Below are 12,352 nucleotides of genomic sequence, written 5' to 3' on the forward strand. Positions count from 1 at the left end.
TTACTTCAACTCTGGCAATCTTCCTTGATTTTGCATCTCTATCATCCAAGCGGGATATTCTGGTGAAAGCGCACTTACCTCATCCAAACGTTCCAAATCTTCCACACTCAATTGCAGTTCAGTCGCTGCAAGGTTGTCCTTCAATTGAGAAATACGTTTGGCACCAATGATAATACTCGTCACTGCTTTTTTGCTCAACATCCAAGCCAAAGCAACTCTTGCAGCCGAAACACCGTGATTTTCACCCACTTCCAACATCACATCAATGATGTCAAAAGCCTTTTCTTTGTTGATAGGAGGAAAATCAAAACTATCTCGACGGCTACCTTCCACCTTGTCCTTTTCCCGTGTGTATTTGCCCGATAAAAAACCGCCCGCCAAAGGACTCCAAGGAATCAGAGCCATCTGTTGATCCTGCAATACTGGAATAATTTCGCGCTCAATATACCTACCGCCAATCGAATAATAACTTTGGCTTGCTTCAAAACGTGACCAACCATTTTTGTCTGAAATCGCCAAAGCCTTCATAATCTGCCAAGCAGCATGGTTACTCACCCCCAAATAACGCACTTTCCCACTTCGCACCAAGTCCTCCAAAGCCCTAAGAGTTTCGTCCATCGGTGTATGTTTGTCCACCCCATGAATGTAGTACAAATCAATGTAATCCGTTCCGAGTCGGCGCAAACTATCTTCCGCAGCATTCATAATATGGTAGCGAGACAGTCCCACTTGATTCACTCCCTGTGCCATTCTGCCCCGTACTTTGGTAGCCACGACCAATTCCTGACGATTCAAGCCCAAATTGCGAATGGCTTCACCCAGCATTTGTTCCGACATCCCAAAAGAGTACACATTAGCAGTGTCAAAAAAATTGATTCCCGCATCAAAAGAGGTTTTTATTAGTTCATTGGCTTCTGTTTGTGACTGTTTACCAACCACTTCCCAAAAACCCTGTCCACCAAAACTCATAGTACCGAAGCAAAGTTCGGAAACCAATAAACCTGTTTTCCCCAAAAGATTGTATTTCATAGTTCGATAGGATTTGTATATTTGTTTAAGATAAAGTTTCAATCAAAGATAATGAAATATTCCTCCTCACTTTACCGTATTTTGAAGCCCTTCATCCATTTGTGCTTAAGGATTTTCTTTCGCCGCATAGAAGTAGATGGCTTGGAAAACGTCCCTCAAAATACGCCTATACTCTTCACTCCCAACCACCAAAGTGCTTTTATGGATGCCATTGTAGTAGCCTGCACCATCTCGCAACCTGTTCATTCTGTGACCAGAGCGGGTGTATTTCAGTCACCTTCTGTGGCATGGCTACTCCAAAAACTCAACATGATGCCCATTTATCGCATCCGCAACGGTATTCAGAATCTCGCTAAAAATGAAGCGACTTTCGACCATTGTGTTGAACTCTTGCAGCACCAACAAACCGTACTGATTTTTCCAGAAGGTAGTCAGAACGTTGTCAAAAGAGTCCGCCCTTTGAGCAAAGGATTCAGCCGCATTGTTTTCAGAGCCGAAGAAAGCAAAGACTTTGACTTAGGGCTGCAAATCATTCCCGTGGGCATCAATTACAGTCAAGTCACCCAATTTCGAGGCGATTTGTACCTCCGATATGGTACACCATTGACAATCAAAGATTTGAAAGAAATCTATAGAGAACAGCCACAACAAGCCATGACCCAACTCCGTAAACAACTACAAGAACATCTGGAACAAGAGGTTGTTCACATCAACAACATTACTTTTTACGATACCTTCGAATTTATCAGCACCCATTTTGCCGATTCTTTCGCTACAAATACTCTTGAGAAACAAGACTCTATCACAAACGAAAATACCTCACTCGCAAAACTTTTCCTACTTCAAAAAAATGCACTTCAACAACTCACAAACTTTGCCGAACAGCGAACCAATGAAATGCAGATATTGGCAGAAAAAGTGACTTCCTACCGCCAACTTTTGCAACAACTCCAATTAAAACCCGAAACCTTTGCCGAAAATACCGAACCAACTTTTGCAGAAAAAGTAAAAACAACCCTACTTGCTCCAATTGGCATCTATGGCTATATCAACCATTTTCTTCCCTGCAAAATCACCCAATATTTGACCTACAAAATGTTCAAAGATCCCAGCTTTTATGCTTCGATGAAATTGGGATTTGGATTGCTTTTCATCCTAATTTTCTATTTTCTGCAAATACTTTTAATCGGTATTTTCACCCAAAGTGCTGCAAGTGCAGGATTGTATTTGATTAGTTTGATTATCAGTGGAAACATAGCATTGTGGATACAAGAACCTTTGGAAAAATGGAGACTTCAATGGAAGACAAATGCTGTCCAGAAAAACAAACCATTAGAATGGAAGCAGTTAGAAACTCTACGCAATCAAATTGAATCACTTATAAAACAATAAAACCATGTCAAAAACCTACAATTGGGGCATCATTGGTTTGGGAAGAATCGCCCATCAATTCGCACAAGGCTTGTCTGTACTTTCCAATGCAAAACTCTATGCCGTTGCCTCTCGCAGTCAAGACAAGGCTGATGAATTTGCCCAACAATACGGAGCAACAAAGGCTTACAATACCTACGAAGCATTGGCAAGCGACCCGGATGTAGATGTAGTATATATCGCTACTCCTCACAACCTGCATTGCACCAATACATTGCTGTGTTTGGATGCGAAAAAGGCAGTATTGTGCGAAAAACCATTGGCGATCAATGCTGTAGAGGCAGCTCAAATGATACAAAAAGCACACGAACAACAAACTTTTTTGATGGAAGCTATTTGGACACGTTACTTACCTTTTTGTCAAAAAATGATGGAACTCATTGAAGCGGATGTCATTGGTGACATTCACCTCGTACGTGCTGATTTTGGATTTTACCGCCCCTTCGATCCTGACTCTCGCCTTTTTAATCCCGAATTAGCAGGCGGATCACTCTTAGATATAGGTATTTACCCACTTTTTTTAGCAAGCCTACTTTTGGGTTTTCCGACCACGATTCAAGCCATAGCACAAATGAGTGAAACACAGATTGACCAACATTGTGCCATGCAATTGAAGTATGAAAAAGGACAGATTGCCAGTTTGTTTTCGTCGATTCAAGCAAATACCCAAAACATTGCCGAAATTCACGGTACAAAAGGGATTATTCGCATCAGTCCTCATTTCCATCAAGCCACACATTTTAGCTTGCAACTTCACAATGAAGAACCCCAAGATTTTCATTTTCAGCATACGCCCGGCAATGGCTACACTTTTGAAGCCAAAGCGGTGATGAACTATTTGGAGGCTGACAAAACAGAAAGCGATTTGTTGCCTCTTGAATTTAGTAAACGTTTGATTCAAACAATGGATGCCATCAGATCGCAATGTGGGGTGGTCTATCCGATAGATAAAACATAAGAACCATGATAGATTACCTCATAATAGGGCAAGGATTGGCAGGTACTTGGCTCAGTCATTTTCTGCTGCAAAAAAACAAAACGATGATGTTCATAGACGATGCCCACCCCTGGGCAGCTTCACGGGTTTCTTCGGGTTTGATGAACCCCATCACAGGTAGAAAATTGGTCAAAAGTTGGATGGCAGAAACACTATTTCCTTTTGCTCGAACACATTACTGCCAATTGGAGGAACTGCTGCAAAGCCGTTTTTGCTATGACCGAACAATGGTATGGTTACTGTCAAATCCACAAGAACTCAACAATTTTTGGGCGAAAAGTGGTGAAGTGGGGTATGAAAAATACTTCAAAAATATTCAAAATCAAGCCTTTCACCCTGCCTTCAAAAACGAGAATGGTTTTGGCGAAATCAGTGGTGTTTTGTTTGTGAACACGGCCCATTTTATTGACGCTTATCGCCAATTTCTTCAAATAAACGATTTCCTAATTGAAGCGAAATTTGATTACAATGATTTAATTGTCAGCGAAAAAAGTGTAAAATGGAAAGACATTGAAGCACAAAAAATTATTTTCTGTGAAGGGCATCAAACCCGCTTCAACCCCTACTTCAATTGGCTGCCATTTGTTCCTGCAAAGGGGGAGTTTCTACTGATTGAAGCCGATGGCTTGGACTTAGAAGCCAAAAATCAAATCGCCAAAAACAACATTACCATCGTTCCTTTGGGGGATAATCGATATTGGGTAGGTTCGACTTATTCTTGGGATGTAATAGACGAAATTCCCACGCAAAAACACCGAGAAAGCCTCATTGACCAATTAGGAAACACTCTTAAATCCTCTTACAAAATTACTGCACATCAAGCAGGTATCCGTCCTTCTGCCAAAGACCGCCGACCTTTTATTGGCTTGCATCCTGAATATCCCAATATAGGCATATTCAATGGATTAGGCACAAAAGGTGTTTCATTGAGTCCTTATTTTGCACATCATTTTGCAGCCCATCTTGAAGAAGGAGCAGACTTAGAAATGGTTGTTGATATTCGCAGGTACTACCAATCTTAATGAATGGCGTATTTAACTATATTATGTCATCATTCATCTAAATTTTGATGCTTTTTTGTATTTTAGCCTTATCGCTTCAAACTCAAAAACATAGTATTATGTCAAAATCTTTGCAAATCAACTGTATAGAGTGCAATACTGCTATCCATGCAGAAGATATCAATCTGGATCACTACATTGCCAAATGTCACAACTGCCACACTGTTTTTGACTTCAAAAAACAGATGGACAATGCTCCTAAAAATCGCAGAGAAGTCACCATGCCCGACAATGTGGAAATGCTGCGTCTTCAAAACGAATTAGACATTACCTTCGATTGGTGGAGCAATAGCAAAAAACCTTATTTTCTCATCTTTTTTACGCTATTTTGGAATTCGATTGTTGGGATTTTCGTGATAGTTGGCTTATTGACAGGTCAATGGGTCATGCTTGCAGCTATCAGTATTCACCTTTCTATTGGAGTAGGACTTGCTTATTACCTCCTCTGCAAATACTTCAACAAAACCACCTTTCGAGTGACCCGCCGTTATCTTACTACCGAACACCGACCTTTCCCTGTTCCGTTTTATGGGGCAAAAGATGTAGAAGTTTCTGAAATAGACCAACTTTACTGTAAAGAATATGTGGCTGCTACTCAAAACAATGTACCTGTTTATGCCTATGCTGTTTACCTCATTACCAAAGATAGTCAGGAAGTAAAAGTCCTAAAGGGCTTGGACACGCCTCAGCAAGCGTTGTATATAGAGCAAGAAGTAGAGAAGTTTTTGGGGTTGGTGGATAGAAAAGTCAGTGGGGAACTGGGGTAATTTTCATCATTCCATCACCAACTTCTCTCCTCCAATCCTTACTCCATCTACACGCATTTCCACCAAATACAAGCCACTTGCCAAACCTTCAATGGACAATTCAGGTTGTTTGTGTTCCACCATTGAAGTCAAGACCAACTGCCCTAAAGTATTGTAAATCTGTACTTCAATGGGTGCATTGAAGGAAGTTGCACTATTTTTCCAATCAAAATAAAGCGTGTTTTTTGCAGGATTGGGATAGAAGGTGAAAGGATTATTTTGAAGTATATTCTCTTCAATATCAACGATAGATTCCGTTTCATACCAGACGATTCCACCTCTAAGATTACCCACCAACATGTCCAACCGTCCATCATTGTCCACATCTGCTGTTGTCGGACTCGCTTCTGTAAGACCTGCGGGGGAAACGATTTGCTGGGTGACAAGGGTGAAAGGTCCTCCATTGATATGTGATTCAATGTCGGTGAACAGGTAAATGTGTCCAATATCATTACCGACCACCAAACGAAAACTACCATCGTTTAGTTTGAACATATATGGAATCGCATTACCTGCTGCAATGGTCGTTTCCCGCACCGAAACGGCTCCCCATTGCGTATTTTGCAGCTTGAAAAGGGGACTTTCTAAAGAACCGATGTTTTGGTAGTAGTAAACCTTCCCGTCATTGTTTCCCACAATCAAATCCAGCAAATCGTCACCATTCACATCCACCAATTGAGGAGCAGCACGTTTTTTGACATCCAGAGCCGCCCCTGTATCATCGTTCATGCGTTCTGCTTTTTTCACAAATTTGGCTATGCCTTCCATGGTTGGTTTGTTCTCAAAATAATGAACATAGCCCATTCCATCACCAATCAACATGTCTTCATCTCCATCATTGTCCAAATCGCCAAAGGTCGGATGGTACAACACGGCACTCTCTACAGCTGGGTCGAATTGGGTGGTAAACAATTGTTTACCAATCTGCATATAGTCTCGGCTCACCAATTGGAAGGCAGGCTGATGGGCAGTTCCAATGTTTTCGTAAAGAGCCAAAGCGGGTTTTAGATAGCTCGAAAATTCATTGACTCGAATTTCATAGCCCTCATTGCCAACAACCAAATCCAGCAAACCATCGCCATTGTGATCAAAAAAAGTGGGACGAGAAAAGGCACTTACATCTATGGTATTTTCGACCATCAGAGTATCTGTTTGAAGAGTAAAATTGGGGGTGACATTCGTTCCAGTATTTCGATAATACCATACACACTCAAAATGATTGGATTGTGCATCGGCATTGGGAGAAACCAATAAGTCTTTTATGCCATCTCTATTTACGTCGATTGAAAAGGCAGCGGGGAAAGTGGTCATATCAATGGGGGTAGAATTGGAAGGGAAATGGGTATCTTGGCTTGTCATGTTCGCAAAATTGGGTGTTCCTCCATTCGTTGCCATAATCATGCTATTGAAGGAAATATCGCCTAAAATAATTTCTTTGTCCGTATCTCCATCCAAATCAACTGCCAAGAGTGTAGAACCTGGATGCTTTCCGCCTGATTTGTCTGCTGAAATTTTACCTATCCCGCAAGTATCTAAAATCAAAATGGGGTCAAAAAAATCCTCATAAAAACTCCCCCAACAATCGGACAATATTCGGTAGTCGCTGAGGTCGCCACAGGCAAAGTTGTTTTCAACCGATAGATTTTCAAAGTATTCGATGAATCCACCCGACACATTGAAGGTCAAAATGTCTATGTCGCCATCGTTGTTTACATCTGTAATGGCGGGAATATCGAACTCTGATACAAATATTTCATTTACCACATTGTATGTGAGTTTGTCCACCACAAATTGAAACCCAATTTTGGAGTCGTCATTGTAATAGCCTTTGTAAATGCGGATGCCGTTTTGATTGGAGGTAAAAATATCCGCAATATTGTCACAATTGTAGTCCACCATCAAAGCCCAGTTTTTCATTGTAGGGAAGTTTTCCTCCAATTCAGGTGCGTATTCATAACCATCTTTGCCGCCCAAACCTGTATGAATAAAAGTCATTGGTATGTCTGCTGCTCTATCAAAAACGAACAAATCCAAAATACCGTCATTGTTCAAATCTACCTCCGAAAATTGTGGATTGTTGAGTCCTCCAATCCACGGATACTGCAATGTTTTGCCTGCTACTTCAACAGACACGTCATTCTGGCGAAAAAAATCAAGCGTTTGTGCCGCTACATTTTGCAGCAAAATCATAGAGGCTAACAAAAAAATAAACAAGTGAAAAACATAATTTATCTTTGAAGTAAAGTAGATTCCATTTTTTTTCATACCTTTTAACATTCTATTTTATTTTGGATTATTTTGAGATAGTAAAAACAAAACTTCCATGAACCAATATAAACCTAAAAATACGTATTCGCCCATCAGAAATCGTTTGAATAGTGCTTTTGAGCTTTTCACAATCAGCCTATTGTGCTTATTCTGTTGCCTACAACTTACCGCCCAAGATACAACAAACCCAACAAAACTGAGTGCTGCCGAGTTGGACAGCGTAATGACAATTTCGGGAGATAGTTTGGGATTAACGACAGATGTAGTGATTCCTGTTAAACACCAAATTGCGCTTTTTGATGCAAATATTGAAGCACAAGGAGATGCCTACTTGTTGGAAGTAAGTGCCTTGGACACCAAATACCAACTGGTAAATGAATCGGTGACAGGTATTTACAATTTCACCATTGACGGAGAAGACAAAAGCCTCAACTTCACTGCTGGAAAAGCCAGCACTACTTTAGATGAAATGCCCAATAGCATCTATCTAAAACACAGACCCGAAGGTAGCGACCATGATTTGGTGCGTTTTCTTCAATTCAAGAAAGAAAAAAATGGGACAGTCAGTAAATGGGAAATTCCTACATGGGTATCCGTTTTGCCGCCTTTAATTGCGATTTTATTGGCTTTGGTCTTCAAAGAGGTCATTACCTCGCTGTTCATCGGAATTTGGATTGGTGTGTGGATGTTGTATGGTTTTGATGTCAGTGCCTTCTTTTGGAGTTTTTTACATACTGTTGATGAATACATTCTTGCAACCTTCAGGGATAGTGACCACATTGCAATTATCGTATTTTCACTCTTGATTGGCGGCATGGTCGCAATTATTTCACGAAACGGAGGGATGGCAGGCGTGGTCAATGGTTTGTCCAAGTTGTCAAGTTCTGCACGCAGTTCGCAGTTGGTGACATGGTTGATGGGTATTGCCATCTTTTTTGATGATTATGCCAATACTTTGGTCGTTGGAAATACCATGCGTTCGCTGACAGACAAATATCGTGTGTCGAGGGAAAAACTGGCCTACATTGTGGACAGTACTGCTGCACCTGTTGCTGCAATTGCATTGATTACCACTTGGATAGGCGCAGAATTGAGTTATATTGGAGATGTGACTGGCACTTTGGGAATTGCAGAAAGTCCGTACAGCATTTTCGTCAATTCACTGCAATATTCTTTTTACCCACTTTTCACCTTGATTTTTGTTCTGTTCATTGCCCTCACCAACCGTGATTTTGGCCCGATGTACACCGCCGAAATGCGGGCAAGAACCACAGGAAAAGTATTTGACATGGGTTTAGGTGACGGAGAAGACATCGAAATAGAAGATTTGAATCCCATAAAAAATGCACCATATCGAGCCATGAACGCTATTCTTCCTGTATTGGTGATTATTGTCGGAACTTTGGTAGGACTTTGGTACACAGGCTTGGCAGCAACCAATTGGGCTTCGGAAATAGCCAAACTTCAATTGAATGCAAAAGGGCCAGAAGACCTTACTTTACTGGCAAAACTCCCCATCATTATCGGTAACTCCAATTCTTATGCTGCCCTGATTTGGAGTTCCACTTTAGCAGTCACAACTGCCGTATTATTGACCCTATTTCAAGGAATTATGAGTCTTCGGGCCACAATGGAAACCATGATGGTAGGCATCAAAGCCATGATGGGAGCCATTATTGTTTTGATTTTGGCTTGGTCTTTGGCACAAGTAACCAAAGATCTGCATACTGCAGACTTTCTTAGTGATATGTTGGTAGGAAATTTGAATCCAATATTTTTACCTGTGTTGATATTCTTGTTAGCAGGACTGATTGCTTTTTCAACAGGTTCGAGTTGGAGTACTATGGCTATTTTATATCCGATTGCTTTGCCCCTAACTTGGGCGGTGAGTCAAGCAGCAGGTAATCCGACGGATTTAACAATGCAAATATTTTATGCTGTTACATCCAGCGTTTTAGCAGGTTCTGTATTGGGCGATCACTGCTCGCCTATATCTGACACAACTATATTGAGTTCATTGGCTTCTCAGTGCAACCACATTGACCACGTTCGTACGCAGATGCCTTACGCCTTTGTTGTAGGAACGGTCAGCGCACTAATGATTACTTTGAGTATGTATATGCAGCTACCTACCCTAGTCGGTTTCGGCGCAGGTTCAGGAATTTTATTGCTCATTGTTTTGTTGTTTGGAAAGTCTGTACCCGAATGGGCAACTTTGCAGCAAGCAGCAGATAATCAGGAGAAAACAGAAATGTAAAAAAAGAGGCTATGATAAGAGATGTTAAATACAAAACTTAAACTATTAAAATTGCGTTTACCTATGTAAAATAGGTTAGCTTTTTTGCTAATTTTGTTTTTTCTTTTATAAGTTATTCACTAACTTTTGATTCATCAATTTTAGAAAACAATGGGTCTTTTTGATAAACTGGGCGGTAGTAAGCTCGGAGGTAAAAGTAGCGGTAATAGCGGCGCAAGTCGCTTTGGAGGAGGAGGAAACAAAGGCAACAACGCCATGTTTGGAGGAGTAGATCCAGAAGGAAAATCTTCTAAAGGAAAATCTCCTATCGTTTTGGTAGTAGGCTTGACAGTCGTAGTCGTGCTACTAGCTTCCATGCTCTACTTTGGAGGCTACCAGTTTTTAACTTCCGATACCAGCACCAAAAAAGACTATATTCATGCTTATGAGGCTTTTGTAAACAATGTTTCTAAAAACTATTTGACCTATAGTGTAGACGCATGGACAGAGGCAGATAAAGATTTTCAAAAATTCTCGGCAAAACTCTACAAAGAATACTACCCTGAAATGTCACTCTCTGAAAAAATGGAAGTAGGAAAACTACCTATCATGTACCATATTTTCAAGTACAAAAGTACCATCGAGCGAGAAGTAGCGGGTTCGGTTGTTGAGAATACTAGGGAGTTGAGAAATCACCTGCAAGATATTATTAGCAATACTGCTGAGATTTATGATGGCAGTTATGACCAACGCATCCGAAATATTTTAGACGATTTCAAAGCACATGGCGATTATCTTCCCTCTGATGCAGACAATCAACCTGCTGGATTGGGAACACCTTCCAAAGAGGGGTTTTAGTGAAAAAAATCAAATTCAACGATTTTTTCAATCATTTGTTTATCAATACATTTCCCTTTTAATTACCATTTTTGTTTTCATTGCTACTTATGTCCTTTGCCATTGCCTTCAATGAATTTCGCCCTCTACTTTTCTCTATCGCTTACCGAATGACAGGAAATGTAGCGGATAGTGAAGACATACTTCAAGATGTTTTTGAGAAATGGCTCCAACTTGATTCACCTCAAATCACAAACCCCAAGGCCTATCTTTGCAAATCGGTCAGCAATCGCTGTATCAATTACCTCAACCAACAAAAAAGACACAGAGAAAGCTACAAAGGAACTTGGCTACCTGAGCCTCTGATAGCACATCCCAGCCTACAACATCTCGACCAAAACATAGATATTTCTTATGGAATTATGCGGCTTTTAGAAACCCTGAATCCATTGGAACGGGCTATTTACCTCTGCAAAGAAAGTTTTGATTTTGACTATTCAGAACTATCCGAAATGTTTGACAAACGCCCAGACCATTGCCGCCAACTGTATCACCGAGCACAACAAAAACTTCAATCAGACAAAAAACGCTTTGCAGTGAATCCTCAGCAACAACAGCATTTGCTACAATTGTTTGCCAAAGCTGCTCAAGAAGGTGATTTCGACGGTTTACTTCAATTTTTGAAAGATGATATTGGATTTTACAGTGATGGTGGAGGTAAAGTACCTGCTGCAACCAAGCCTTTATTTGGGAAAAATATTGTCGCCAAATTTTTGGTGGGTATCATCCAAAAATTTGGAGAGGATTATTCTATCGAACCTGTCCTCATTAACCAGTCAGTGGGCGGAATCATTCGAGATGCTGTTACAGATGAGGTGATTTCGGTGTTTGTTTTTGAGTGGGAAGATGCTTTCATCCAAAATATGTATGTACTTCGCAATCCCGATAAACTTTTGATAGTCAAATAATTCAATAAAAAAATACATTTTTTCCAGCATTTTGTCACAAAATCCCATCGGCATTTGTCTTATGCCCAAAACCGACACAAAATGCAAAACAACAAAACAACTCTTCAAAAAATTCACCGAGTCAGTGCAATTGGCTTAGGTATTTTCATCACCGCACACATTTTCAATCACCTGTTAGCCACAAAAAGTATTGCCTTACACATTGAAGTAATGAACGCTTTGCGCTTGGTCTATTACCAACCCTTCATTGAAGTATTGTTGATAATATCCGTTATTGTTCAGGCTTTTACAGGCATTTTTCTTTTTCGTAAAAACTACAAATATCTCCATTCTCGCATCAGCAAATTGCAGGCTTATTCAGGTTTGTATCTGGCTTTTTTCCTGTTAGCACATACGACTGCAACGATTGGCGGCAATTGGTTCTTTCAGATTGACACCAATTTTTACTTTGGAGCTGTAACATTGAAGCGTGTACCTTATGTCTTTTTCTTTTTGCCTTATTATTTTCTGGCTATCACCTCTTTTTTTACACACATCGCTTGTGGATTGAGCAAGTACCTGGTAAAAAACAAGGGATTGAAGATGGCGTATCGATTTGTTTATGCTGCAATTATAGTAGGCACAATTTGTTCGATTGTTATTTTATTGGCTTTCAGTGGAGTATTGCATGAATTTGAATTGCCGTCAGCTTATATGGAGTTATATCCTTAAAAATGTAC

At 40.4% G+C, this 12,352-nt stretch carries 10 protein-coding genes; 8 read left to right on the forward strand and 2 right to left on the reverse strand.

The features are described 5' to 3' along the window. A complete protein-coding gene (locus R3E32_12570) occupies window positions 1–1,029 on the reverse strand; it encodes an aldo/keto reductase (protein ID MEZ4885558.1) in 1,029 nt (342 codons plus the stop codon). A 51-nt stretch (window positions 1,030–1,080) separates the two neighbouring features. Between R3E32_12570 and R3E32_12575 the strand changes: the two genes are divergently transcribed. The 4 genes from R3E32_12575 (at window position 1,081) to R3E32_12590 (ending at window position 5,285) form a co-directional block, all read left to right on the forward strand. Further along, on the forward strand, window positions 1,081–2,421 hold the full coding sequence (locus R3E32_12575) for a lysophospholipid acyltransferase family protein (GenBank protein ID MEZ4885559.1): 1,341 nt from the start codon (window positions 1,081–1,083) through the stop codon (window positions 2,419–2,421). Window positions 2,422–2,425: 4 nt separating this feature from the next. Continuing rightward, a complete protein-coding gene (locus tag R3E32_12580; GenBank protein ID MEZ4885560.1) occupies window positions 2,426–3,418 on the forward strand; it encodes a Gfo/Idh/MocA family oxidoreductase in 993 nt (330 codons plus the stop codon). Window positions 3,419–3,423: 5 nt separating this feature from the next. Further along, the gene (locus R3E32_12585) at window positions 3,424–4,479 is read left to right on the forward strand and encodes an FAD-dependent oxidoreductase (protein MEZ4885561.1); all 1,056 of its coding nucleotides are present in this window, start codon (window positions 3,424–3,426) and stop codon (window positions 4,477–4,479) included. 98 nt (window positions 4,480–4,577) lie between these two features. After that, window positions 4,578–5,285, forward strand: a complete 708-nt coding sequence (locus R3E32_12590) for a hypothetical protein (GenBank protein MEZ4885562.1) — start codon at window positions 4,578–4,580, stop codon at window positions 5,283–5,285. Between the two features lie 6 nt (window positions 5,286–5,291). Here the strand turns inward: R3E32_12590 and R3E32_12595 are convergent, their stop codons facing one another. Further along, window positions 5,292–7,589 (reverse strand): FG-GAP-like repeat-containing protein, encoded by a 2,298-nt coding sequence (locus tag R3E32_12595; GenBank protein MEZ4885563.1) that lies wholly within the window; start codon window positions 7,587–7,589, stop codon window positions 5,292–5,294. Window positions 7,590–7,647: 58 nt separating this feature from the next. On the opposite strand from R3E32_12595, the gene R3E32_12600 reads away from it, so the two are divergent. From R3E32_12600 to R3E32_12615, 4 genes are all read left to right on the forward strand, one after another. Further along, window positions 7,648–9,849: a Na+/H+ antiporter NhaC family protein gene (locus tag R3E32_12600; protein ID MEZ4885564.1), complete on the forward strand. Its 2,202-nt coding sequence runs from the start codon at window positions 7,648–7,650 to the stop codon at window positions 9,847–9,849. A gap of 150 nt (window positions 9,850–9,999) precedes the next feature. Further along, a complete protein-coding gene (locus R3E32_12605) occupies window positions 10,000–10,686 on the forward strand; it encodes a DUF6565 domain-containing protein (protein MEZ4885565.1) in 687 nt (228 codons plus the stop codon). A gap of 89 nt (window positions 10,687–10,775) precedes the next feature. Beyond that, window positions 10,776–11,633: a sigma-70 family RNA polymerase sigma factor gene (locus R3E32_12610; protein ID MEZ4885566.1), complete on the forward strand. Its 858-nt coding sequence runs from the start codon at window positions 10,776–10,778 to the stop codon at window positions 11,631–11,633. Between the two features lie 81 nt (window positions 11,634–11,714). Then, a complete protein-coding gene (locus R3E32_12615) occupies window positions 11,715–12,344 on the forward strand; it encodes a hypothetical protein (GenBank protein ID MEZ4885567.1) in 630 nt (209 codons plus the stop codon). Window positions 12,345–12,352: the final 8 nt, after the last annotated feature.

The sequence above is a fragment of the Chitinophagales bacterium genome (genome assembly GCA_041392475.1).
Classification (GTDB): domain Bacteria; phylum Bacteroidota; class Bacteroidia; order Chitinophagales; family UBA2359; genus JAUHXA01.

Bases quoted from the DNA above. Each gene is read 5' to 3' on its own strand.
- R3E32_12570 (MEZ4885558.1), bottom strand. From the start codon at position 1,029: ATGAAATACAATCTTTTGGGGAAAACAGGTTTATTGGTTTCCGAACTT.
- R3E32_12575 (MEZ4885559.1), top strand. From the start codon at position 1,081: ATGAAATATTCCTCCTCACTTTACCGTATTTTGAAGCCCTTCATCCAT.
- R3E32_12580 (MEZ4885560.1), top strand. From the start codon at position 2,426: ATGTCAAAAACCTACAATTGGGGCATCATTGGTTTGGGAAGAATCGCC.
- R3E32_12585 (MEZ4885561.1), top strand. From the start codon at position 3,424: ATGATAGATTACCTCATAATAGGGCAAGGATTGGCAGGTACTTGGCTC.
- R3E32_12590 (MEZ4885562.1), top strand. From the start codon at position 4,578: ATGTCAAAATCTTTGCAAATCAACTGTATAGAGTGCAATACTGCTATC.
- R3E32_12595 (MEZ4885563.1), bottom strand. From the start codon at position 7,589: ATGAAAAAAAATGGAATCTACTTTACTTCAAAGATAAATTATGTTTTT.
- R3E32_12600 (MEZ4885564.1), top strand. From the start codon at position 7,648: ATGAACCAATATAAACCTAAAAATACGTATTCGCCCATCAGAAATCGT.
- R3E32_12605 (MEZ4885565.1), top strand. From the start codon at position 10,000: ATGGGTCTTTTTGATAAACTGGGCGGTAGTAAGCTCGGAGGTAAAAGT.
- R3E32_12610 (MEZ4885566.1), top strand. From the start codon at position 10,776: ATGTCCTTTGCCATTGCCTTCAATGAATTTCGCCCTCTACTTTTCTCT.
- R3E32_12615 (MEZ4885567.1), top strand. From the start codon at position 11,715: ATGCAAAACAACAAAACAACTCTTCAAAAAATTCACCGAGTCAGTGCA.